This is a genomic window from Pseudoxanthomonas sp. LjRoot125 (assembly GCF_964252705.1).
In the GTDB taxonomy this organism is placed as follows: Bacteria; Pseudomonadota; Gammaproteobacteria; order Xanthomonadales; family Xanthomonadaceae; genus Pseudoxanthomonas_A.
The window spans coordinates 117,651-140,970 of sequence record NZ_CAXUOY020000003.1 but is presented as its reverse complement, the minus strand read 5'-3'; the positions used below and the strand labels follow the sequence as shown (position 1 = coordinate 140,970).

Here is a 23,320-nt window from a genome sequence, read left to right as displayed (position 1 = left end):
CCGTGGCCATTGCCATCCTGCTGGGCGCCTTCGTCCTGTTGCTGCTGCTGGGTGTTCCCGTCGCGTTCGCACTCGCGGTCGCGGCGCTCGCGACCCTGCTCTACCTCGATGTCCCCTCGATCGTGCTCGTGCAGCAGATTTCCGCTGGTTCCGGTTCGGTCTCGCTGATTGCGATCCCGCTCTTCATCTTCGCGGGCGAGCTGATGCTGAGGGGCGGCATTTCCGAACGCCTGATCGCGCTGGCGTCGTCGCTGGTCGGCCGCATGCGCGGCGGCCTGGGCCAGGTCAGCGTGCTGTCATCGCTGTTCTTCGGTGGCGTATCCGGTTCGGCGTTGGCCGACGTCTCCGCCGTCGGCGGCACGATGATCCCACAGATGGTGAAGCGTGGTTACGACGTGGACTACGCCGTGAACGTCTGCATGACGGCCGCGCTGGTCGCGCTGCTGGTGCCGCCGTCGCACAACCTGATCCTGTTCTCGGCCGCGGCCGGCGGCGGCCTGTCGATCGCGGACCTGTTCGCGGCCGGCATCGTCCCGGCGCTGCTGATGACCGTGGCGATGATGATCACCGGCTATGTGGTCGCCCGCCATCGCGGCTATGGCACGGAGCCTTTCCCCGGCTGGCGCGCCGTCGCCCTGCGCCTGGTCGGTGCCCTCCCCGGCCTGGGCCTGGTCACGCTGATCTTCGTCGGCATCCGCGCCGGCATCTTCACCGCCGTGGAATCGGCGGCGATCGCGGTGGTCTACGCTCTACTGGTGACTTCGCTGCTGTACCGCCAGCTGCGCTGGGCCGAGTTCCGCGGTGCCGTGGTGCATGCGGCGCGCACGACCGGCGTGATCCTGTTCGTGATCGCCACGGCGGCGGTGTTCGGCTGGCTGCTGGCTTACCTGCAGGTACCCGCGGCGGCGGTGGAGTTCCTGCAGTCGATCGCCGACAGCCAGCGCACGGTGCTGCTGATGATCGTGGTGATCCTGCTGGTGCTGGGCATGTTCATGGACCTCGCACCGAAGATCCTGATCTGCACGCCGATCTTCCTGCCGGTGGTGAAGGCCTACGGCATCGACCCGATCCACTTCGGCTTGGTGATGGTCCTCGCGGGCGGCATCGGCCTGGTTACGCCGCCCGTGGGCTCGGTGCTGTTCATCGGCACGTCGATCGGCAAGATCACCGTCGCGCAGAGCATGCGCACGATCTGGCCATTCTGGCTGTCGGCGTTGGTCGTGCTCCTGATCGTGGCGTTCTTCCCCGAACTGTCCCTCTGGCTGCCGCGGGCACTGAAGGGATGAAGCGCGCGCGCGCTCTGACCCTGGGCTGGCTGCTCGTGGTCTCGCCCGTCTGGGCGACGCCACCGCCGTCGCCGTCGCTGGCGGGCTTCGAGGACGCCATCCACCACTGGCGCAACGTGCACGGCGATGCTTACCCGCGCTATGCGCCGGATCAGGTCGCGTCGATCGCCGACAACATCCTGCGTTACCAGCGGATCGATGGCGGCTGGATCGAGAACCAGGATCCGGCGCGGATCCTGGATGATGCCGAGAAAGCGCGTTTCGATGCCGAAGCGCGCAAGTCCGGCGGCAGCTTCGACAACCGCAACATCTACACGCAGGTGGACTACCTGGCCACGGCGTACGCGATCACCGGCGATGTGCGGTATCGCGACGGCAGCCTGAAGGGCTTGCAGTTCACCCTGGCGCAGCAGATCCCCTCGTGCGGGGGGTGGCCGCACACGGTGCCTGCCACGCAGTCCTACCACCCGCACATCACCATTGCCGACGACGTGACCGTCGGCGTGCTGGGCACGCTGCGCAAGGTGCTCAGCGACGAGCGTCGCTACGCCTTCGTCGATGCCGCGCTGCGCACGCGCGTGCGGTCAGCCGTCGATGCGGGCGACGCCTGCCTGCTGCGCCTGCAGATCCGCCAGGGCGACGCACTGGCGGGTTGGGCGGGCCAGTACGACGCGCAGACGCTGGCGCCCGCGCAGGGACGCAAGTTCGAACTGCCTTCGATCACCGGCCAGGAAACCGTCGGCGTGGTGCGCTATCTGATGTCGATTCCCGACCCGTCGCCCGACGTGGTGAAGGCGGTCGACGGTGCGGTCGCGTGGCTGCGCCATGTGGAAATCACGGGGTGGCGCATCGAGACGTTCGAGGCGCCCGCCGAGCAGTTCCAGTACCACAGCAGTACGAAGGACCGCCGACTGGTGGCCGATCCGACGGCCTCCGCTTTGTGGGCGCGCTTCTACGACGTGAAGGACAACAGCGCCATCCTCGCGACACGCGACAGTCGACGCGTCGCGCGCTACGAGGATATTCCGCGCGAGCGGCGCACCGGTTACGAGTGGTACGGCAGTTGGCCGAAGCGGCTGCTGTCGAAGGAATACCCGCAATGGAAGGCGTCGCACCCGGCGACGCCCTGAGGAAGTCCCGCATGCCGCTGATCAGGTTCATCGCTGTCGCACTGTCCTTCTGCCTCGCCTTCCAGGCGATGGCCGCGGACACCACCACCCCCGCGTGGAAGCGCGGCATCGAGCACCAGCGCCAAGCCGACCTCGGCGACGGCACGTTCCTCAATCCGGTGCTGGCCGGCGATCGTCCCGATCCATCGGTGCTCAAGGATGGCGACGACTACTACCTGACACTGTCGTCGTTCACGGCGTATCCGGGGCTGCCGGTGTGGCACTCGCGGGACCTGATCAACTGGCAGCCGATCGGCCATGCGATCACCCAGAACGTTGGCTCGATCTGGGCGCCGGACCTGGTCAAGCATCAGGGCCGCTACTACATCTACTTTCCCGCGCGCGTGGGCGGTACCGAGTCACCTCGGCGCAGCAACTTCGTCGTTTGGGCCGACGACATCCGCGGGCCGTGGAGCGAACCGATCGACATCGGCCTGCCGGGGCATATCGACCCCGGCCACGCGGTGGGAGAAGACGGCAAGCGTTACCTGTTCCTCAGCGGCGGCGACTATGTGCAGTTGGCGGACGACGGTCTGAGCACCGTCGGCGCGGTGAAGCATGTCTACGACGGTTGGCGGTATCCCGAATCCTGGGATGTCGAAGGCTATGCACAGGAAGGCCCGAAGATCACCTTCCGCAACGGCTGGTACTACATGGTCACGGCGGTCGGCGGAACAGCGGGACCGCCCACCGGCCACATGGTGATCGTCGCGCGTTCGCGTTCGATCCACGGCCCTTGGGTGAACGCGCCCAACAACCCCGTGGTGCGCACGACCTCGCGCGACCAGTACTGGTGGTCGCGCGGCCATGCGACGCTGGTCGAGGATGCCGCGGGCCAATGGTGGATGATCTACCACGGTTACGAACACGACTTCTGGACGCTGGGCCGGCAGGCGTTGCTCGATCCGATCGAATGGACGGAGGATGGCTGGTTCGTCGCCAAGGGTGGCGACTTGAGCCAGCCGCTGCGCAAACCCGCGGGCCAGGCACTGGCGCCGCACGGGATGGCGCTGTCGGACGACTTCCGCGACGGCAAACTCGGCCCGCAGTGGGCCTTCTACGATCCGGCGCCGGACGAGTCCCGTCGACTCACCTTCGGCGATGGCGTGATGACGCTGCAGGGCAAGGGCACTGCGCCGCGCGACAGCTCGCCGCTGGGCATCATCGCGGGCGACCTGGCCTACCAGTTCGAGGTCGAAATGGAGGTCGAGCCCGGCGCGCAGGGTGGCGCGGTGCTGTTCTACAACGACCGCCTGTATGCCGGCGTGGGCAGCAACGGGGAACAGTTCGTGATGCACCGCTACGGCCTGGAGCGCCCCGGCAAGCTGGCCCCGAGCGCCAAGGGCGGCAGGCTCTGGCTGCGGGTCACCCACAACCGCCATGTCCTCACCATCCATACCAGCACGAACGGCAAGACTTGGACCAAGTACCCCGTCCAGATGGAGGTCTCCGGCTACCACCACAACGTGGCCGGGGGCTTCCTCGCCCTGAAGCCGTCGCTGTACGCCGCTGGCCAGGGCAAGGTGCATTTCCGTAATTTCCGCTATCGCGCGCTGGACTGACCCCCAGCCGCTAGAATCCCCTCGACCGACGACCGGACCCGCATCGCCCCATGCCCGCGCGCAAGAAGCCCGAAAGCCCTGCCAGCCTGCCCACCGGTGGCAAGGCCGCCACCATCAACGACATCGCGCGGTTGTCCGGTGTTTCGAAGAAAACGGTGTCGCGGATCATCAACCACTCGCCACTGGTGCGTAAGGACACGCGCGAGAAGGTCGAGACGCTGATGCGCGAGGTCGGCTACGTGCCCGACCCGATGGCGCGCGGACTCGCCTTCCGCCGTTCGTTCCTGATCGGCATGGTCTACGACAACCCCACCGCGCAGTACATCGTCAACATGCAGTATGGCGCGCTGGACGCGTTGCGCGATTCGGGTTTCGAACTGGTGGTGCATCCCTGCGACAGCCGCAGCCCCGGCTACATCGATGGCGTGCGCCGTTTCGTGCAGCAACAGAAGCTGCATGGCGTGATGCTGGTGCCGCGCGCATCCGAGGACCAGGCGCTGGCCGACATGCTGGCGGAGATCGGGTGCCGCTACTCGCGCATCGCATCGGTCTCGATGGACGAGCCGTCGCGCATGGTCGTCACGCACGACCGCGACGGTGCGGCCGAAGCGGCGGAGTACCTGCAATCGCTCGGCCATACCGACATCGCGCTGATCACCGGCCCCGCCGCGTATCGGTCTTCGATCGAGCGGACCGACGGCTTCCTTCAGGCGCTGGCGAAGCGGGGCCTCGAGTTGCCGAAGTCGCGCATCATCGAGGCGGGCTACACGTTCGAGTCCGGCGTGGTCGCGGCCGAGAAGCTGCTGTCCGGCAAGAACCGCCCCACCGCCATCTTCACCGGCAACGACGAAATGGCGGCCGGCGTCTACAAGGTGGCGATGCGCGCCGGGATCAGTATCCCGCGCCAGCTGTCGGTGGTCGGCTTCGACGACAGCCCGCTGGCCTCGCGCCTGTGGCCGTCGCTGACCTCGGTCCGACGCAACACCCGCGATACCGGTCGGACCGCGGCCGCCATGCTGATCCAGCCGGAAGGCACGCCCGTGCTGGCCGCCGCCAGCATCCGCCCGCACCTGATCATCCGCGACTCCTCCCAGCCCCCTGAATAAGCCGCTTGGTGTGGCCTCGGCCCCCTGCCGCACCGCAAAATGACACCGGTTACCAAAGCCCGTAGAATCCACCCCACACCTCTTACCGACGCCGCCGCACGGCGCGTCCGCACCGACGGAGCCCCGCCCATGTTTTGCAAGACCTACCACGCCACCCACCCGGACATGATGGATGGCGCCACCAACGACCAGCTGCGCGACCGTTACCTGATCGGCAACCTGTTCGCCGACGACACCGTGCAGCTGAACTACTCGCACAACGAGCGCTTCGTGATCGGCGGCGCCGCGCCGGTGTCGAAGAAGGTCGACCTGCCTCGCCAGACCGAGCCCGCCTCGGCTGCCGGCAAGCCCTTCCTGGAGCGCCGCGAGCTGGGCGTGATCAACGTCGGTGGCGGCGCCGGCAAGGTCACCGTCGACGGCACGACCTACGCGCTGGGCCCGAAGGACGGCCTGTACGTGGCCATGGGCAGCACGGACGTGGCATTCGAATCCGATGACGCGTCGAATCCCGCCAAGTTCTACCTGACCTCCACGCCGGCGCACGCGCGCTTCGAAACCAAGCAGCTCTCGATCAAGGATGCCGTCGCACTCGAGCGCGGTGCGCTGGAAACCAGCAACGAGCGGACGATCTACCAGTTCATCGTGCCGGCCACCTGCCAGTCCTCGCAGCTGTTGCTCGGCCTGACCGTGCTGAAGACCGGCAGCGTGTGGAACACCATGCCGCCGCACCTGCACGACCGCCGCAGCGAGGTCTATTTCTACTTCGACCTGGCCGACAACGACCGCGTCTACCACTTCATGGGCGAGCCCGACGCGCAGCGCCACATCGTCGTGCAGAACGACGAAGCCGTCGTGTCGCCGCCATGGTCGATCCACATGGGTTCGGGCACCAGCAACTACGCCTTCATCTGGGCGATGGGCGGCGAGAACCTGGACTACACCGACATGCACGTGCTGGACATCTGCCAGCTCAAGTAACCGCGCCACCCAACATCCGAGGGGAACACACGATGGCACGCAATCCTTTCAGTCTCGAAGGCAAGGTCGCATTGGTGACCGGCGCCAACACCGGCCTGGGCCAGGGCATCGCGCTCGCGCTGGCCGAAGCGGGCGCCGACATCGCCGCCGCCGGCATCGTCGAAGCCGCGGACACCGGCGAGAAGGTACGGGCGCTGGGCCGCCGCTTCCTCAACCTGGAAGCGAACCTGATCAGCATCGATCCAGTCGAGCGCCTGGTGAAGGAGACCGTCGACGGCCTGGGCGGGCTGGACATCCTGGTCAACAACGCCGGCCTGATCCGCCGCGCCGACGCGGTGGATTTCAGCGAGAAGGACTGGGACGACGTGATGAACGTCAACATCAAGTCCGCCTTCTTCATGTCGCAGGCCGCGGGCCGCCACTTCATCGCGCAGGGCAGCGGCAAGATCATCAACATCGCCTCGATGCTGTCGTTCCAGGGCGGCATCCGCGTGCCGTCGTACACGGCCAGCAAGTCGGGCATCGCCGGCATCACCCGCCTGCTCGCCAACGAGTGGGGCGCCAAGGGCGTGAACATCAACGCCATCGCACCGGGCTACATGGCTACCGACAACACCGCGCAGCTGCGCGCCGACGAAGACCGCAACAAGGCCATCCTGGATCGCATCCCGGCGGGCCGTTGGGGCGAGCCGTCGGACCTGGGTGGCACGGCCGTGTTCCTGTCCTCGCGTGCGTCCGACTACGTCAACGGCGCCGTCATCCCCGTCGACGGTGGCTGGCTGGCGCGCTGAGTTTCCTTCCCCCTTTGCTGCAGCGACACGGGCCGCGCCCCTCTCCGACGCGGCCCGTGTCGTTTCCGTCTTCCGCCACGGTGCCGCCATGATCCGTCCGCTCGCCGCGTTGATCCTGATTGCCGCCCTGCCCTCGCTCGCGCACGCCGCGCCGCCCCGGCAGGTCTTCATCGCGGGCGACTCCACGGCCAGCGCCTATGGCCCGGAACGCGCGCCGCGCGAGGGGTGGGGACAGCAGTTGCAGGGCTTCCTCGACCCGAAGGCGTTCGTCGTGCGCAACCATGCACAGAGCGGGCGTAGCGCGCGCAGTTTCGTCGCCGAAGGCTGGTTCGACGGCATGGCGAAGGACGTGCGCAAGGGCGATGTGCTGCTGATCCAGTTCGGCCACAACGACGAAAAGATCGAAGACCCCACCCGCTACAACGAGCCGCAACGCGCGTTCCCGGAGTGGCTGATGCGCTACGTCGAGCTCGCGCGTGCAAAGGGCGCTACGCCTATCCTGGTGACGCCAGTGGCGCGCAGGAAGTTCGATCGCGGCCAACTGCTCGATACGCATGGCTTGTACGCGCAGGCCGTGCGTGACCTCGCGCAGCGCGAACGCATCGGCCTGATCGACCTGACAACCCTGAGCATGGATTGGCTGCGCGCGGCCGGCGACGAAGCGAGCAAGGCCTACTTCATGCACGTGCCGGCGCAGGACCAGCGGGACGACACCCACTTCCAGCAGCGCGGCGCGGTGATGGTGGCATGCCTGGTGGTAGCAGGCTGGAAGCAGATCGATCCCGCGCTCGCTGCGCACGTGAGCCGCGATACGGACTGCGGCGCGCCGGATACCGCGCTGGCCGACCGCAAAGCCCAGCCGAACCCGTCGCTCATCGCGCACGAGCGCGACATCGCCGTGGAGCAACCGGGTCCGCATGGCGGCGCGGGAACCACCACGGCGTATCCCTTCTTCCGCGACGCGCCCGCGCTCGGCTTCGAGTTCCGCAAGCGCGTGCTGCACAAGGGTGCCGGCATCGGCCTGCACCAACACCACAAGGACGAGATCTACTACGTGCTCAGCGGGCGCGGCGTGTACGAGCTGGATGGCGTCGCGCAGGCGGTGCAGGCCGGCGATGCGATGCTGACCCGGCCCGGCAGCACCCACGCGATCCGTCAGGACGGCGACGAGGATCTTGTTTTGTTGATCATGTACGGAAAGAAGGCGCCGTAGTCCCGTCTTCGGGTCAGAACGCACGTAGCTCCCGTCGCGGTGAGTGCCGCGATTACGGCTGCGGCCGATCCCAACGACGGTAGGTCGCCTCCAGCGCACTGCGCAGGCGACGGTACTGCGGGCTACCCGGCTCGGCCTGCAATCGTCCGGCGACGGCTTTCCAACCGCCCTCGTGATCGCGCGACCATTCGCGCACGACCGCGCGGCAGGGTTGCCCCACGATCTGCGCCAGCGCGCACGCCATGAAGATGTCGCCGGCAGTCCAGTCAGGCTGTTGCTGCATCGCTTCGACGTAGCCACGTGGTACGGCGTAGTAGCGCGACATTTCATCGGCGAATGCGGCGGGATAGCGCGCGGCATAGTCGTTGATGTCGGCGAGGTGCCGGTCCACCGCGGCGTCGCCCGTCGCAGGCGTGTACACCGCCGCGTTCTGCGCGCCGGCAGGTGCGTTGACCGCCAGGCAAGCCAACAGGATCAGGATGGGCAGCGCGCGCTTCATGCCGCCATTGTGCCGCAGCGCCAGCGCGGGCGCTTCGTCGGCATCAGGCGTCCGGGATGGCTTCGATCGCCGCCAATGCGGCGGTCAGCTGGTCGGCGCTCTCCACCACCCGCAGGCGCGGCGCATCATGGGCGACACCGTGTTCGGCTTCCAGCGCCCAGGTCACGTGGTAGGGCATGTGGATGCCCCAGCCACCCAGCCCGAGCACCGGTTCGATGTCCGATCGCAGCGAGTTGCCGACCATTGCAAACGCGTCGGGCGCCACCTCGAGTTCGCGCAGCACGCGGGCGTAGGTGACCTCGTCCTTCTCCGATACCACCTCGATGCGATGGAACAGGTCGGCGAGGCCGGATTGCGCGATCTTGGCCTCCTGGTGGAACAGATCGCCCTTGGTGATCAGCACGATCTCGTGGTCAGCAGCGATCTGAGCGACCGCGTCGCGGATGCCCGGCAGCAGGTCGACGGGATGCTGCAGCGTGGCGCGCCCGATCTCGATGACCCGATGCAGGTCGCGGGCGCTGATGCGTTCATTGGTCAGCTGGATCGCGGTTTCCAGCATGGACAGGGTCATGCCCTTGACGCCGTAACCGAAGATCTTCAGGTTCCGGCGCTCGACCTCCAGCAGGTGGCCGTGCGTCCGCGGATCGGCCAGATCGATGTATCCGCCGAGGATCGCCTCGAAGTCCGCTTCGGCCTGGCGGTAGTAGTCCTCGCTCTTCCAGAGCGTGTCGTCGCCGTCGAAGCCGACCCATTGGATGCGCGCCATGCGGAAGCCTGTCTTCATCGCGGGAGGGGCGCGCAGGATAGCAGCCTCGACTTTCCGCGCGCGTCACGAAGATGGCCGCCTTGCGGCGGCCATCCTGGTCAGCGGTTGCTCACGGCATGCGCGCGAACTTATCCGCCGCTGGCGGGCTGCGTCGTGCTGCCGTCGGCCGGCGGCGGCGTGGTTTCCGGCGCATTCGGGTTCGCCGGCGGCGGTAGGTTCGGATCGGTCGGCGGGGCGTTCGGATCGGTCGGCATCGTCGGGTCGGACGGTGTCGGCGCCGGCGGCGCAACGTCGGTCGGCGGCGTCGTTTCGACCGGCTCCGGCGCCGCGGCAGCGGGCGTGTCTTCCGGCTTCGGGCCACAGGCCGTCAGCAGGCCCGCGCCGAGCACGGCGGTGCCCAGGAGCAGCAGCGGCTTGTCGAGCAATCGGTGGATGCGCGTGTTCATGGTGTTCTCCAGGTGGGGGAAGGGAATCAGGACTGGCCCTGCGCGTAGACCGCGTACTCCTCGGGCGTCAGGCGGCCATCGGCATCGGTATCGAGCGTGCCGAAGGCCTGCGCGAGCGGCGGATCGACCGCAGCCTCATCCTTGCTGATGGCACCGTCGGCGTTCGCATCGAGTTCTGCGAAAGGCTTCGGCGATGGCGGGGCTGGTGCGCCATGCGGTGGGGCCTGCGGCTCGTTCGCGCTGCGCGGAGCGTCCTGCGCGTGCGCGAGCGATGCGCCCGCAGATGCAGCCACAGCGAGTGCGATCGCGAGGCCGGAGTGGCGCCAGGTGGGGGGCGTCATGGGGTACCTCCTGTACTGACCACGCCGCTGCGTTCGTGCGTGGACGCATGAAGCGGGAAAGGCGGCACGCCGGCCGCCTCTCCCGGTGAAGCATGCGTCGCGCGGTTGCGCGACGTCACGCCGCTGTTACCGCAGGTGCTTACTTCTGCTCGCCGTAGTTCTTGCTGACGAACGCCTTGTACTCATCGGCCGTCAGCGAACCGTCGGCATTGGCATCGGCCTGGTCGAAGACCTGGCTCAGGCCCGGATTGGCCGCGGCTTCTTCCTTGCTGATGTTGCCGTCGCCATTGGTGTCGACATCGGCCCAGCCCTGCTTGCCACTATCAGCGGCCGACTGCGTGCTCTGGGTCGGGCTCTGCGTGGCCGAACCGGTCGCCTGCTCGGCGGTGGGCTCGGTCTGCTGCGCCTGCTGCGTGGCGGCGTCTTCGGTCTTCTCCTGGGCGAATGCCAGCGGCATGGCCAGCGCAGCGCTCAGGGCAACCAGGGCGATCAGCGGGGTGCGGGTGTTCTTCGTCATGTCAGTGCTCCGTCTGTCTTCGTAGGAAGTGCGTCCGATTTGCGCACGGCCCCACCTTGCAGCGACGCGTCTGAACGAAAATTGCGCGCCGATATGAACGTGCACGCAGGCTTAACCACGCACGTCATGGCATCGGCTAGCACGGTGTTACGGCGTGGTGATTGCGCGGTTGTCACTTCGTGGAATGCGTGACGTCGCGCAGGATTGAAGTTACGCGCCCGTTTTTTCGTCGCTGTTCGCCGATGTTTCTTCCGGCGTTTTTTTGCTGAACCATTGCCAACCGAGCGCGACGCCACTCAATGCACCCGCGATCTCAAGGACCACGCGCGAACCGAGGGACTCGGCATCGTGGATGCCCTGCAAGGCGAGGCGCGCGTACAACGGCGACTCCAGCCGGCTGATGCCCAGATAGAACAGGTTCCACGTATCGATACCCGCACCGATCAGCACGGCGGACACGCAAGCCCACCCCACGGCATGTCCGATCGACCACCCCTGGCGACCGCACAGCCAGTGCCATACCAGGAAACACAGCAGACCGATGACGAAGGCGATCAGGCCCGCCTCGAGCGCACCCAGCACGCCATAGTGGAGCGGCAGGTTCATCGACCGCACTCCCGGATCGGATCGACGGGCGTGATGCGTGCGAAGGCGACTGGCATGGCGTGGCGCTCCTCGCGCCGGGGCGTGACCGACACGGAAGCGTAACCGATGCCTCTGGTGCCGGCGCATCAGGCTGGCATGATGCAGACTTCCCACAGGCGGAAATTCTTGATGAGCCGCATCCTGTTGGCAGGTGCCACCGGCCTGGTGGGTCAGTCGACCCTGGCGCACGCACTGGCGTCGCCCCGGGTCGCCGCCGTCGTGGCGCCGACTCGCCGCGCGTTGCCTGCCCATCCGAAGCTGCTCAATCCCGTGGTGGATTTCGACGCGCTTCCTGCCGACGCCGACTGGTGGCAAGTGGATGCCGTCGCCTGTGCGCTGGGCACGACGATCCGCGATGCCGGCTCACAAGCGGCGTTCCATCGCGTGGACCACGACTATCCGCTGGCCGTCGCCCGGTTGGCCCATGCGCACGGCGCAAGCTCGTTCGCGCTCGTGTCGGCATTGGGCGCCGACCCGGACTCACGCGTGTTCTACTCGCGCACGAAGGGCGAAGTGGAACAGGCGCTGGGCGACATCGGCTTCGATTCACTGACGCTGCTGCGACCAGGCCTGCTGGGCGGCGATCGCACGCAGCACCGCGCGGGAGAACGCTGGGCACAGCGGATCCTGGGTGCGCTCGGTTCCGTGGTCCCGCGCCGCTACCGCGTGGTACCGCCGGAGCGCGTCGCGGCCGCGCTGCTCGATGCCGCCCTGGACGCGCGCCCAGGGCGCCACGTCGTGCTGTCGGAACACCTGGTCGACTAAGCGCCCTCAGGCACCGGGATCGTCGGCCAGCACTTGCACGCCATCGGCGACGATGCGGTACTCCACCGTGGGCACCGCCGCCCCGGGCGAGGTTTCCTTCGCAGTATGTTCGCGCGCCGCCGGCGACAGCGTCACCTTCGACAACACGCCATGCACCTGCGCCGGTCCGCTCACGTCCTTCGGCACGTAGAAGTCGTGATCGCCGAGCAGCACGCGCGCACCCTGCCCCGCGTCCTCCAGCATCACCCAGCAGCCCTTCTTCTGGCACACGTCGACGACGCGACCGCTGAAGACGCGCGATTGCCCCTCATGCGCCGCGGGATCGGCCAGCGCCTGCGACAGTGGCACTACCGGGCCTGCCGGCATGTCCGCACCGAATTTCTCCCATGCGCCGTCAGCCGCATTTGCGGCAGCCGCGGACACCATCAGTCCCACCATCACCAGCACACGACGCATCGGACGTACTCCTTCCAGGGAAGCCCGCATCATAGCCGTGCGCTGGTGGCGTGGGCTCAGTGCAACAAGCCGTGGTGAACGAGTTGAAGGCGCTGGGTACCGGCAGCGGTGATGGCGTCGCTCGCCCGCTCCAGCAGGCGCTCGTCCTCGTCATCGATCACCACCAACACTTTGCCCGCCTCGATCTCGTTGCGGTAGTCGCGGCGGACCTCACTGGGCACGGACGAGCCGGCGAGCGCCGCGGCCCAGCCGCCGACCAGTGCACCGACCAATGTGCACAGCAGCACCGCGACCAACGGGATGCCCACGGCAGGAATGGCCATCGCGAGCAGGCCGATCACCAGGCCGACCACGCCGCCACCGACCAGCCCGCGCAGGGCGGCCGGCATGAAGTCGGTGGGCGAGCCTTCCTTCTCGGCATCGGGCATCTGGGTCATCTCGATCTCCGGACGGCCGACGAGGGCGGCGTGGTCCGGCTGGATGCCCATGTGCAGGGCTACATGCAGCGCCGCTTCTGCGGTGTCGATATCCGGGGCGCTGAATACGCGTCGCGTCTTCATGGCGGTCTCCTGGCCGGCGCGTGGGTCCGGCCGTAGCGACACCGTAGGCCCGGTCGTGGGAGCGCCGGGTGAAGAACGCCGATCCGACTTAGAGCGCGGGCCGTTCCGGCGCCTGCTTGCGCCCCATCGCACGCAGGTAGAGCTCGTACAGCGCCGTGACCTTGGAGACGTACTCCTGCGTTTCCGCGTAGGGCGGCACGCCGCCATAGCGCGACACCGTGCCGACCCCGGCGTTGTAGGCCGCGGCCACCAAGGTCAGGTCGCCCTTGTAGCGTTTCATCAGCAGGCGGAGATGGCGTGCACCCGCGTTGATGGATTCGGTGGAAGAGAACGGATCGGCGACGCCGTACTCCTTGGCCACGTCCGGCATCAACTGCATCACGCCCATCGCGCCTTTCGGGGATACGGCCTTGGCGTCGAAATCGCTTTCGGCGTGTGCCACGGCACGAAGCCAGGCGTCGTCCACGCCGGTCTGCCGCGCGGCCGCCTTGAACTCCGTGGGATACCGGTCAAGCCGGGGCTTGCCGACCCGGCCCAGGCCCGGATGCGCCGGCTCGCCGGGCGGCGTCTGCACGGTGAACTTCAGGTAGGGCGTGGACCCCGGCAGCTTGCGGGTGGAGTACACCTTCTGACCGTCCTGCTCGCGTTCGTACAGCGTGCCGCTGAACACGCCCATCGAGCCCCACAGGTTGGGGGTGCTGACGGCGTTGTCGTCGATTTCCTTGGCCGTGCACTTGGAGCCGGGCTCGGGCGCGGTGGCCAGGCTGACCGTCCCGCCCTGCACGCACCGGTAGACCGTGCGCGCACCCGCGTCGGCGCTGGCCAGGGCCAGCACCGTCAGCAGGAGGCCGGCGGCGGTTCGCAGGGGAGACATGGGCGGCGGATTCTAGGGCCCGGGAGCTGTAAGACAGCCTGAATCACGTGCACGGCGCCGACGGCCGGCCAGGCGGGGCTCGCTCCTGCTGCGCCGCAGCAGCCAAGCGCGTAAAATACGGACCCTCTTTCACCCCACCCCCTCGGAGTACGCAATGGGCCTGGATCTGGTCACCGCCGGCAAGAACCCGCCGGACGAAATCAACGTCATCATCGAGATCCCGAAGGACGCCGAGCCGGTGAAGTACGAAGTGGACAAGGCCAGCGGCGCGATCTTCGTCGACCGCATCCTCTCCACCCCCATGCGCTACCCCTGCAACTACGGCTACGTTCCGCACACGCTCTGCGGCGACGGCGACCCGGCCGACGTGCTGGTCGTGCTGCCGCTGCCGCTGATCCCCGGCTCGGTGATCCGTTGCCGGCCGGTCGGCGTGCTGCGCATGAGCGACGAAGCCGGCAGCGACGAGAAGCTGCTGGCCGTGCCGGTGGACAAGGTGTTCGCCGGCTACAGCCACATCAGCGACATCGACCAGGTCAGCCCGCACTGGCTGGAGCGCATCGGCCACTTCTTCGAGCACTACAAGGATCTGGAGAAGGGCAAGTGGGTCAAGCTGGACGGCTGGGGCAATGCTGCCGAAGCCAAGGCCGTGCTGGTCGACGCCATCGCCCGTCAGGCCGCGCAGCCGGAAGACGAGAAGCACAAGTTCTGATCGCGTCTCCGCGTCGCAGAAAAAGGCCGCCCAAGGGCGGCCTTTTTTGTTTCGGCCGCGGTCGCGGCTGTCAGCGGGCCCACTCCTGCAACGCCGCCTTCGCGCGCCGGATGGTCGGGTCGAGCCCGGGCAGCAGCGGCTCGATCAGGTCCGCGTGCTTGCGCCACTTGTGGGGCGCCGGCCGGGTCAGCGTGTAGCGGGACAGCGGCAACGCATTGCCCAACTCCCTGTCCCAGGGCAGATCGAGCGCGGCGCAGAGGCGCTTCACTTCCACGCCAGGCTGCTGCAGGAAGGCGTCGTAGTCGAGCGTGGTGCGGTGCGTTGCAGGGACATCGGACACGTCGTCGAGGATGGTGGTGAGCGTGCGCTCCCATTGGGCGCGTACGACCTCATGGAGAGGCTTGCCAACCAGCTCTCGCCATCCCGGCACCAGCAGCAGCGACCACGCGAACTCGCCAGGCCAGCCTGGAAGGCCAGGGTACGTGCGAAAGCGCCCCGACTGCCAGGCATCGATCATGCTGGACAGGGTCTGCCTGGCGTCGCGATACAGGAAGACGAACCGCGCCTCCGGAAACACCTGCCTCAGGAAACGGATGCGCAGCGCGTTCTTCGGCGTCTTCTCCAGCATGCGGATGCGTCCCGCGCCCGGTCGCTGGCCGGCGCGATCACGAAGCGCGGCATGGAAATGACGGCGCAGTGCGGTCACGCGCTCTTCCGAGGCGTCACCATCGGTCAGCACGTTGGAGTCGAAATTCCTGTCCCTTGGCGCAAGGCCCGGCACCTGCTCGATCATCTGGTGGCTTTCGCCGCCGATGGTGTACAGCGCGGGTGCTTGCGACATTGTCTCGAAGAGCAACGTCGAACCCGAACGCGGCGAAGACAGGATGAAGACCGGTCGGTCAAACAGGGGGTCCGCATCCGGCCGCTCCCCCGACGAACCCAGCATCACGCCATCGCTCCGAGCGCCATGCGCGGCCGGCCGGGCGCCAGTGCCCCGGGCGCTTCCTGCACCGCCGGACGCACGGCCATGAGCATGATGGCCGGCATCAGTGGCAGCTCGTTGCGCAGGGCGGTCGTGCCCACTGCGGGCCTCGCCTCCTGGACGAACTGCTGGATCCGGCGGCGATAGTCGGGCAAGGCGGCTTCTTCCGCGCCATGGGCCGCCCACAGCGCGCGCCAGTCGCGGCAGAGGCGATCCACCATCTGCCGCACGGCATCCAGATGCGGGAACGGAGTCGATTCGTCGAGGAGGAACTCCAGGTGGCGACGCAATTCCCATGGCGACATGACGACAGGCACGTTGTAGTGCTCGAAGGCGAGGGCGGGTGTCGCGTCCGGCTGGTAGTCGACCAGCGAAGCAGCCCAGCCGACAGGACCTTCCGTCAGGTTGGCCTGAACGCGCCTGCCTGCGCGCACGTGGCCCCAGAAGCGTTCGCCGCCGACCGTGTCGCAGACCAGGTGGATGCGCTGCCGCTCATCCTGGTTCAGCACGCGATGCTGGCGCCAGGTATCGAAGATCCAGCATTCCCCCGCCGCCATGTTCACCGCCGACGTATCGCACTCGAAGCGCACCGTGGGCTGGGTGATGATCGGCACGTGCACACGGACGCGTTCGGCCCAGTAATAGCCCTGATCCGCATGGCGCTTGACTTCCGCGCCTCCGGACAAGCGCATCAACCGCGTCCGGCCCACCGTCGTACCGAGACTGGCCAGCACCTGTTGCAGGTAAGGACAACGCTCCAGCTCGGAGGTCGGGCGCATCTGGCCCGCGAACTCCTCGTTCGCGGGATCACCGTCCACAGCGACCAACGGAAGCATGGAATTGCCGGCGAACTTCTGCGGATGCTCACGCCAGGCGCCCTCCCCGATCGCGAGCACTTCCTGGGCGAGCCGGTCTGCGTCGTAACGCATCGGCAGCTGAACGAAGGGGGCATCTAGTTTCATGTCCGGTCCCGCACAGGCATCAGGCCGCGGATGGTACCGGAATAGGCGTTACGGCTCCTGTGCCGTCAGTCGGGCTTCCGGGGCGGCCTGAGCATGGTCAACCCGATCAGGCGCGACACGACGACGGCGATGTACATCACGCCGGCGAACTGCTCGAGCATCACCAGCGCACGCGCCTGCGGCAGGATCGGCACCACGTCGCTCAGGCCCACGCCGGACAGCAGGCTGAAGCTCAGGAACAGCAGTTCCATCCAGCTCCGCGCAGAGGTGGGATCGACCGCCGCAGTGAAACTTCCTGGATACCACTGCTGGCAGACCGAGAACGCGAAGGCGAATGCCCAAGCCAGCAACGTAAATGTGGCCCCGGCAGCGAACAGCTCATCACTGGTGACCGAGTGGTCCTGCAGCATGTAAGCGATCAGGCTGCCGGCCGTGTAGAAGTACAGGCCGCTTTCCAGCAGATGGGCGTAGATGCCCAGCGAAGGCAGGTCGAAGACGGCCGCGGACACCGACAGCAGCACCGAAGGAACAGCCAGCGACCACGCGATCCAGTTCACGGCCGTGCTGCGGTTGACCACCCAGAGCGCCAGCGCGAGCACCAGGATGCCGAACGCGCCGAACAACGCACGGCCCGCCTGGGTGTCTTCCATCACGGGATACAGCAGGATGCCCGCCAGTTGCACGATCAACAGGAAAGCGCAGGGATGGCGCCGCGCCGTGACCAGCCAGCGCAGCCACGCCAAGGGCATCGTCATGCGGCAGCCTTCATTTGAAGTGGTAGACCAGCGCGTAGTAGACCACGTAGACCCACGACAGCACGCCGTGGATCACTGCCCACAGCAGCGATTTGTTGGCGCTCCAGGAGATGGTGATCGCCAGCGCCGTGCCAAAACCGATACCCGCTTTCGCGATACCGCTACCGCTGCCCTTCACGGCGCCACCGCCGCGGTGCCGCTTCCGGCACGGTACGGATAGCGCAGGAAAATCTCCGCGACGGCGGCATCGATCTTCGCGCCACGCTCCTCCGGCTTGGTGCGGCCGACGCGGCCGACCGCGACGCCGGTCCAGACCAGGCGATTCTGCTTCGCGTCCACCAGGTCCACGTTGAGCGTGCCCTCGGTGTACTTGTAGACGTCGGTACGGTCGCGCCAGTTCGGCACGGCGAAGTACCGCCGCGCGCGGTAGCTGTAGTAGTAGTCGTAGTCGACTTCCGGCGTACTGACGACGTCGGTTTTTTCCTGCATGTAGGCGTTGAGGTTCACCCACAAGTCGGGCGACTTCTCGTCATACACGTAGCCTCGCGCCTCCATCTGCGCACGTGCTGCGTCCTTGGTGCGTCCGCTGGTCAGCGTGGCATAGCCCTGGCTTTCGATCGCCAGCGGCGTGTAGAACGCGAACGTGCGGTACTGCGCGAAGTTGGCGGACGGGTCGACGTCGCTGGTGACGCGCGGGCCGGTGGCGCAGGCCGCCAGCACGAGCGTGGCGGCCAGCAACAGACTGCGGCGGGTCATGCGGGCGATCAGGGTCATGGCAGGTCTCCGGAAGTTCGGTGCGGGCCGCCACCCATGGCGGCCCCTTTCCCTCTTCTACGCAGTCCCGGGGCGTTCCGTCGCACGGACCCGTCACCCGGTTCAGCCTTGACGATACACCTGCGCGCCCTGGGCGAGGAACTCCGCCGATTTCTCCGCCATGCCGTCCGCCAGCGCCTGCTGCTCGTCCACGCCGTGCTCGGCCGCGTAGTCGCGCACGTCCTGGGTGATCTTCATGCTGCAGAAGTGCGGGCCGCACATGCTGCAGAAGTGCGCCAGCTTGTGCGCGTCCTTGGGCAGGGTCTCGTCGTGGAATTCCTTGGCCTTCTCCGGATCCAGGCCGAGGTGGAACTGGTCCTCCCAGCGAAACTCGAATCTGGCCTTGCTCAGTGCGTTGTCGCGCACCTGGGCACCGGGGTGGCCCTTGGCCAGGTCGGCCGCGTGGGCCGCGATCTTGTACGCCATGATGCCGTCGCGCACGTCCTGGCGGTTGGGCAGGCCCAGGTGTTCCTTCGGCGTCACGTAGCAGAGCATCGCCGTGCCGTACCAGCCGATCATCGCCGCGCCGATCGCGCTGGTGATGTGGTCGTAGCCCGGCGCGATGTCGGTGGTCAGCGGGCCCAGCGTGTAGAACGGCGCCTCGCCGCACTCGCGCAGCTGCTTGTCCATGTTCTCCTTGATCAGCTGCATCGGCACGTGGCCGGGGCCTTCGATCATGCACTGCACGTCGTGCTTCCACGCGATCTTGGTCAGTTCGCCCAGCGCTTCCAGCTCACCGAACTGCGCGGCGTCGTTGGCGTCGGCGATGCAGCCGGGACGCAGGCCGTCACCCAGCGAGAAGGCCACGTCGTAGGCCTTCATGATCTCGCAGATGTCTTCGAAGTGCGTGTAAAGGAAGTTTTCCTTGTGGTGCGCCAGGCACCACTTGGCCATGATCGAGCCACCGCGCGAGACGATGCCGGTCACGCGCTTGGCGGTCAGCGGCACGTGGCGCAGCAGCACGCCGGCGTGGATGGTGAAGTAGTCCACGCCCTGCTCGGCCTGTTCGATCAGCGTGTCGCGGAAGATCTCCCACGTCAGCGCCTCGGCGCGGCCATCGACCTTCTCCAGCGCCTGGTAGATCGGCACCGTGCCGATCGGCACCGGCGAGTTGCGGATGATCCACTCGCGCGTCTCGTGGATGTGCTTGCCGGTGGACAGGTCCATCACCGTGTCGCCGCCCCAGCGGATCGACCACACCAGTTTCTCCACTTCCTCGGCGATGCCCGAGGACACCGCGGAGTTGCCGATGTTGGCGTTGATCTTGGTCAGGAAGTTGCGGCCGATGATCATCGGCTCGCTTTCCGGATGGTTGATGTTGTTCGGCAGGATCGCGCGTCCGCGTGCGATCTCGTCGCGAACGAATTCCGGCGTGATGAACTTCTGGATGTTCGCGCCGAAACTCTCGCCCGGATGCTGCGACAGCAGATGCGCCTCGCGCACGGCATCGAGCCGCTGGTTCTCGCGGATCGCAACGTACTCCATCTCCGGGGTGACGATGCCGCGCCTGGCGTAATGCATCTGGCTGACGTTCGCGCCCGCCTTGGCCCGGCGCGGCAACACGCGGCCGGGGAAACGCACGGCATCGAGCTTCGCATCGTGCTCGCGCGCGCGACCGAAATCCGAACTCAGCGCGGAAAGCTCCTCGGTGTCGCCGCGCTCCTCGATCCACTTCGCGCGCAGCGCGGGCAGGCCCGCGGCCAGGTCGATGCGGGCATCGGGATCCGTGTAGGGACCCGATGTGTCGTACACCGTGACCGGCGGGTTCGTTTCGCCGCCGAAGATGGTCGGCGTCTGCGTCAGCGCGATCTCACGCATCGGCACCTGCAGGTCCGCGCGCGAGCCCTCGACGAAGATCTTCCGCGAGCCCGGGATCGGGCGCGTCACGGACTCGGAGAGCTGTCCGGTCTGTTGCAGCAGATCGGCGGCGGGCTTGGGAATGGCATTCATCGGCTTCGTCCTTTTTGAATCCCCGCACATGGATGTGCGGGCTCTTGCGAGGGATTCGCATACGGGGACGCGAGGATTCGCATCACGGACGAAGCGGCGGCGCGGCGGCGGACGGATCCCTGGCCCACGAAGGGGCGACATGGCGATACGGCGCATCCTGCGAAGCTTCCCTACGCCGGTCTCAACCGGATCAGGTTCGAAGGGTCTGTCTCAATCACCGGCCAGGCCGGCGATACCCCCGCTTCGGCGCGAATTAGACCACAACCCGGCGCCCCGCGCCGCGCCCCGCCCCGCGCACGCGACGACAACCGGGATATGCTTTCTGCCAGGGGACGGGACAGGGGCGAAGGGATGACGAGTTTCAGGATGTGGGCCGTCGCGGCAGCCCTGCTGGCCATGCATGCCGCACCCGCGGGCGCGGAGCCCTCCGTGCCGATCGAGTCGTTCGCCACCACCAGCCGGCTCCATTCACCGAGGCTGTCGCCAGATGGCGCGCACGTGGCGATCACGGCCGATCTTGGCGATGGTCATCATGCGTTGGTGGTGCACCGCACCGACGACATGCACCGCACCGCCCTGCTGCGATTGCCGCGCTACGAACTTCCCACCCAGGTCGCGTGGGTTAGCGATACGCGCCTGGTGCTGGCGAAGGGCCGACAGTTGGGGTCGCGCGAGGCTCCCATCCCGACGGGCGACATCATCGCCACCGACGTCGACGGCACGCACCAGAAGTACCTCTTCGGCTATCAGCAGACGCTGCGTACGGGCGGCGTCGAAGCCGGCTTCGGCTACATCGAAGGCTTGCCTGCGACGCCCAATGGCCGGTTTTACATGCGCCGGCTGTCGCGCGGCACCCAGCGCTCCCAGCTCTACGATGTGGATGCCGGCAACGCCACCGGACGCCTGGTCGCCGATATCGGCGTCAAGGACCTGCGCTTCACGCTGGATCCGCAAGGCGTTCCCCGGTTCGCCACGGGCTCCGACGACGACGGCCAGCAATTGCTGTTCATCGCCGATGCGCAGGGCAAGAATTGGAAGCCCGTCGCGGCAGAGCCGCGCAGCGTATGGACCCCGTATGCGTTCAGCGCGGACGGCCAGCACGTGTTCGGGCTGCAGGCCGTGGACGGAGGACCCTCCAGGCTGGTCTCTTCATCGCCGGACGGCCGCGACCACCGTGTGCTCGCGCAGCACCCCTGGCGCAGCATCTCCGACATCGAGTGGGCCGCGGCCCCCTTGCAGCCGTTCGCAGCCGTTATCGACGACGGCCGGCCACGCGCCGTCTACCTCGATGCGCAGTCCGCGGATGCCCAGTTGCATGAGGCCCTGTCCAACAGCTTCCCGGACCACTACGTCGCGTACGTGGATCACAGCCTCGACGGCAAGAAATCGCTCCTGTATGCCTTCAGCGACCGGAACCCGGGCAGCTGGTACCTGTTCGACCGCGTACAGCAGAAGGCGTCGCTCCTGCTCTCCAGCCGGCAGGGACTGGATGCTGCCCGGATGGGCGAGCGGCGCGCATTCCGTTTCCGCGCGAGCGACGGTATGGAACTGGAAGGCTTCATGACCTTGCCGGCCGGCACCACGACGCCTGCCAACCTGCCTACCGTGGTGCTGCCGCATGGAGGTCCCCATGCGGTACGCGATGACTGGGCGTTCGACCAGGACGCCCAGTTCCTGGCCAGCCGCGGTTATCTGGTCCTGCAGGTGAACTATCGCGGGTCGAGCGGGCGCGGCCGCGCGTTCGAGCACGCCGGCTACCTGAAATGGGGTACGCGGGTGCAGGACGACCTGCTGGATGGCCTGCGCTGGACGATCGCGCAGGGGTTCGCGGATGGAAACCGCGTCTGTGCGTTTGGCGCGAGTTTCGGCGCCTACTCCGCCCTGATGATGGCGGCAAGGGCTCCCGACCAGATCAAGTGCGCGACCGGCCTGGCGGGCGTGTACGACCTCAAGATGATGTACACCAAGGGTGACATCCGCAGCACGCAGTACGGCACCCACTATCTCGAACGCGCCATCGGTCGCGACGATGCGGCGTTGCTCGCCGCCTCACCCACGACGCTGGCCGCGCAGATCACGGCGCCCGTTCTGCTGGTGCACGGAGAGGTGGACGAACGCACCCCGATCGCCCAGGCCCGCGCGATGCGTGCAGCACTCGAGCGTGCGGGTCGCCCGCCGGAATGGATGGCGGTGGCCGGCGAGGGGCACGGTTTCCATGCCGACGCCAACAACATCGCGTTCTATCGAAAACTCGAGGAATTCCTGGCGAAGCACATCGGGCCGGCCGCGCCCTGACGCACGTCTGCTCGCGATCCGTACCTACGGCTCGATCCGGAGGTCCGACGCATCCAGGAGTTGCCGGTCCGGCACCATGAAACGATTCGCGTCGCCGAACTCGGGCCAGCCTGCACGCAACGCCATCATTACGGCAGGGGACTCGTCGTGCGCCTCGAGCAGCCACGCCGCGAACTGCTGGCACGGCACGTCGGCCGCGGGTCGGCACAGCAGCGGGCCGGGCGGAATGGGCTCCGAGCGCCACAGCTCGACCACGCCGGCTGGCCGCTCGGCGTCGTAGACATCGGCCGCGAGGGCAGCGATGTCTGCACCCCCCGTCGCCACCGCATCCAAGGCGGCCGCATGGGAACCGGCGTAAGCGAGATGGCCGAAGGCCTTTGCAGGCGCCAGGCCGCGGCGGCGCAGTTCGCGCACCGGCACGAAACCACCGGAGGCCGAATCGCGGCCGACGAGCACCAGGCGCAGGGTCTTCGCCTGCCGCTCCAGTTCGCCCGGCGCTTCCAGTCCCTGCCGGGCGATCAGCACGGCGCGGTAGCGGTCCGCCTGCAGCGCCGGCACCTGCGGCACGGGCAGGGTCGTCAGCGTTTCGCCAGCGCGCCGCGCCTGCAGGTACCCGTGCAGGTTGGGCACGGCCACGTCGACGTCACCACGCCGCAGCGCAGCGACCAATGCCGTGGGCGAATCGAACAGGCGCACCTGCACCGGATGCCGCGCACGCAGGCCGAGATAGTCCGCCAGCGGCTGGATCGCGGCCGCCCGGTCGCGTTGCGGATAAGCGTAGGTCGCAATCACCCAGGGCCGCGGCGGCGTCTCCTGCGCCCACGCAGGCAGGACGGACAGCAGCGACAGGACGACGAACAGGAAGACGCGGGTCATTCCG

At 67.5% G+C, this 23,320-nt stretch carries 26 protein-coding genes and 1 riboswitch; of the genes, 10 read left to right on the top strand and 16 right to left on the bottom strand.

Annotated elements, in window-relative coordinates; all coding sequences use genetic code 11:
- Window positions 1-2: 2 nt before the first annotated feature.
- From ACSION_RS17700 to ACSION_RS17670, 7 genes are all read left to right on the top strand, one after another.
- Entirely contained in the window at window positions 3-1,286 is a 1,284-nt protein-coding gene (locus ACSION_RS17700; protein ID WP_435307090.1) for a TRAP transporter large permease, read from the top strand.
- The gene (gene pelA, locus ACSION_RS17695) at window positions 1,283-2,416 is read left to right on the top strand and encodes a pectate lyase (protein WP_435307089.1); all 1,134 of its coding nucleotides are present in this window, start codon (window positions 1,283-1,285) and stop codon (window positions 2,414-2,416) included. The genes ACSION_RS17700 and pelA overlap by 4 nt, the downstream gene beginning before the upstream one ends.
- 68 nt (window positions 2,417-2,484) lie before the next feature.
- Complete coding sequence (locus ACSION_RS17690; protein WP_435307180.1) at window positions 2,485-4,017, top strand: family 43 glycosylhydrolase; 1,533 nt, start codon at window positions 2,485-2,487, stop codon at window positions 4,015-4,017.
- A gap of 50 nt (window positions 4,018-4,067) precedes the next feature.
- Window positions 4,068-5,123: a LacI family DNA-binding transcriptional regulator gene (locus tag ACSION_RS17685; protein ID WP_435307088.1), complete on the top strand. Its 1,056-nt coding sequence runs from the start codon at window positions 4,068-4,070 to the stop codon at window positions 5,121-5,123.
- Between the two features lie 129 nt (window positions 5,124-5,252).
- Window positions 5,253-6,101: a 5-dehydro-4-deoxy-D-glucuronate isomerase gene (gene kduI, locus ACSION_RS17680; protein WP_435307087.1), complete on the top strand. Its 849-nt coding sequence runs from the start codon at window positions 5,253-5,255 to the stop codon at window positions 6,099-6,101.
- A 32-nt stretch (window positions 6,102-6,133) separates the two neighbouring features.
- Window positions 6,134-6,892, top strand: coding sequence for a 2-dehydro-3-deoxy-D-gluconate 5-dehydrogenase KduD (gene kduD, locus ACSION_RS17675; RefSeq protein WP_093488101.1), 759 nt, complete (start codon window positions 6,134-6,136; stop codon window positions 6,890-6,892).
- 88 nt (window positions 6,893-6,980) lie between these two features.
- On the top strand, window positions 6,981-8,105 hold the full coding sequence (locus ACSION_RS17670; protein WP_435307086.1) for a cupin domain-containing protein: 1,125 nt from the start codon (window positions 6,981-6,983) through the stop codon (window positions 8,103-8,105).
- Window positions 8,106-8,157: 52 nt separating this feature from the next.
- Here the strand turns inward: ACSION_RS17670 and ACSION_RS17665 are convergent, their stop codons facing one another.
- From ACSION_RS17665 to ACSION_RS17640, 6 genes are all read right to left on the bottom strand, one after another.
- The gene (locus ACSION_RS17665) at window positions 8,158-8,604 is read right to left on the bottom strand and encodes a hypothetical protein (protein ID WP_435307085.1); all 447 of its coding nucleotides are present in this window, start codon (window positions 8,602-8,604) and stop codon (window positions 8,158-8,160) included.
- A gap of 43 nt (window positions 8,605-8,647) precedes the next feature.
- On the bottom strand, window positions 8,648-9,370 hold the full coding sequence (locus tag ACSION_RS17660) for an HAD family hydrolase (RefSeq protein WP_435307084.1): 723 nt from the start codon (window positions 9,368-9,370) through the stop codon (window positions 8,648-8,650).
- A 128-nt stretch (window positions 9,371-9,498) separates the two neighbouring features.
- On the bottom strand, window positions 9,499-9,816 hold the full coding sequence (locus ACSION_RS17655; protein WP_435307083.1) for a hypothetical protein: 318 nt from the start codon (window positions 9,814-9,816) through the stop codon (window positions 9,499-9,501).
- A gap of 26 nt (window positions 9,817-9,842) precedes the next feature.
- Window positions 9,843-10,157, bottom strand: a complete 315-nt coding sequence (locus tag ACSION_RS17650) for an EF-hand domain-containing protein (protein ID WP_435307082.1) — start codon at window positions 10,155-10,157, stop codon at window positions 9,843-9,845.
- 139 nt (window positions 10,158-10,296) lie between these two features.
- A complete protein-coding gene (locus tag ACSION_RS17645; RefSeq protein WP_093488109.1) occupies window positions 10,297-10,674 on the bottom strand; it encodes a hypothetical protein in 378 nt (125 codons plus the stop codon).
- A gap of 210 nt (window positions 10,675-10,884) precedes the next feature.
- Window positions 10,885-11,280 (bottom strand): hypothetical protein, encoded by a 396-nt coding sequence (locus ACSION_RS17640; protein WP_435307081.1) that lies wholly within the window; start codon window positions 11,278-11,280, stop codon window positions 10,885-10,887.
- 168 nt (window positions 11,281-11,448) lie between these two features.
- On the opposite strand from ACSION_RS17640, the gene ACSION_RS17635 reads away from it, so the two are divergent.
- Window positions 11,449-12,084: an NAD-dependent dehydratase gene (locus tag ACSION_RS17635; RefSeq protein WP_435307080.1), complete on the top strand. Its 636-nt coding sequence runs from the start codon at window positions 11,449-11,451 to the stop codon at window positions 12,082-12,084.
- A 6-nt stretch (window positions 12,085-12,090) separates the two neighbouring features.
- Here the strand turns inward: ACSION_RS17635 and ACSION_RS17630 are convergent, their stop codons facing one another.
- From ACSION_RS17630 to ACSION_RS17620, 3 genes are all read right to left on the bottom strand, one after another.
- Window positions 12,091-12,540 (bottom strand): DUF4920 domain-containing protein, encoded by a 450-nt coding sequence (locus ACSION_RS17630; protein WP_435307079.1) that lies wholly within the window; start codon window positions 12,538-12,540, stop codon window positions 12,091-12,093.
- Window positions 12,541-12,596: 56 nt separating this feature from the next.
- Window positions 12,597-13,100, bottom strand: a complete 504-nt coding sequence (locus ACSION_RS17625) for a hypothetical protein (protein WP_093489598.1) — start codon at window positions 13,098-13,100, stop codon at window positions 12,597-12,599.
- A gap of 88 nt (window positions 13,101-13,188) precedes the next feature.
- On the bottom strand, window positions 13,189-13,974 hold the full coding sequence (locus ACSION_RS17620; RefSeq protein WP_435307078.1) for a lytic transglycosylase domain-containing protein: 786 nt from the start codon (window positions 13,972-13,974) through the stop codon (window positions 13,189-13,191).
- Between the two features lie 154 nt (window positions 13,975-14,128).
- On the opposite strand from ACSION_RS17620, the gene ppa reads away from it, so the two are divergent.
- Window positions 14,129-14,683, top strand: coding sequence for an inorganic diphosphatase (ppa, locus tag ACSION_RS17615; protein WP_093295280.1), 555 nt, complete (start codon window positions 14,129-14,131; stop codon window positions 14,681-14,683).
- Window positions 14,684-14,753: 70 nt separating this feature from the next.
- Here the strand turns inward: ppa and ACSION_RS17610 are convergent, their stop codons facing one another.
- From ACSION_RS17610 to thiC, 6 genes are all read right to left on the bottom strand, one after another.
- On the bottom strand, window positions 14,754-15,629 hold the full coding sequence (locus ACSION_RS17610) for a sulfotransferase family protein (protein WP_435307077.1): 876 nt from the start codon (window positions 15,627-15,629) through the stop codon (window positions 14,754-14,756).
- Entirely contained in the window at window positions 15,629-16,627 is a 999-nt protein-coding gene (locus ACSION_RS17605; protein WP_435307076.1) for an aspartyl/asparaginyl beta-hydroxylase domain-containing protein, read from the bottom strand. Before ACSION_RS17605 ends, ACSION_RS17610 begins: the two co-directional genes overlap by 1 nt.
- 65 nt (window positions 16,628-16,692) lie before the next feature.
- Entirely contained in the window at window positions 16,693-17,376 is a 684-nt protein-coding gene (locus ACSION_RS17600) for an ion channel (protein WP_435307179.1), read from the bottom strand.
- A gap of 16 nt (window positions 17,377-17,392) precedes the next feature.
- A complete protein-coding gene (locus tag ACSION_RS17595) occupies window positions 17,393-17,560 on the bottom strand; it encodes a hypothetical protein (RefSeq protein WP_175502053.1) in 168 nt (55 codons plus the stop codon).
- A complete protein-coding gene (locus tag ACSION_RS17590) occupies window positions 17,557-18,156 on the bottom strand; it encodes a DUF4136 domain-containing protein (protein WP_435307075.1) in 600 nt (199 codons plus the stop codon). Before ACSION_RS17590 ends, ACSION_RS17595 begins: the two co-directional genes overlap by 4 nt.
- Before the next feature lie 102 nt (window positions 18,157-18,258).
- Window positions 18,259-20,145, bottom strand: coding sequence for a phosphomethylpyrimidine synthase ThiC (gene thiC / locus ACSION_RS17585; RefSeq protein ID WP_435307074.1), 1,887 nt, complete (start codon window positions 20,143-20,145; stop codon window positions 18,259-18,261).
- A 149-nt stretch (window positions 20,146-20,294) separates the two neighbouring features.
- Window positions 20,295-20,395: riboswitch (TPP riboswitch) on the bottom strand.
- A 101-nt stretch (window positions 20,396-20,496) separates the two neighbouring features.
- Between thiC and ACSION_RS17580 the strand changes: the two genes are divergently transcribed.
- A complete protein-coding gene (locus tag ACSION_RS17580; protein WP_435307073.1) occupies window positions 20,497-22,440 on the top strand; it encodes a prolyl oligopeptidase family serine peptidase in 1,944 nt (647 codons plus the stop codon).
- A gap of 24 nt (window positions 22,441-22,464) precedes the next feature.
- On the opposite strand, the gene ACSION_RS17575 is transcribed toward ACSION_RS17580, so the two are convergent.
- The gene (locus ACSION_RS17575; protein ID WP_435307072.1) at window positions 22,465-23,316 is read right to left on the bottom strand and encodes a phosphate/phosphite/phosphonate ABC transporter substrate-binding protein; all 852 of its coding nucleotides are present in this window, start codon (window positions 23,314-23,316) and stop codon (window positions 22,465-22,467) included.
- Between the last annotated feature and the right edge of the window lie 4 nt (window positions 23,317-23,320).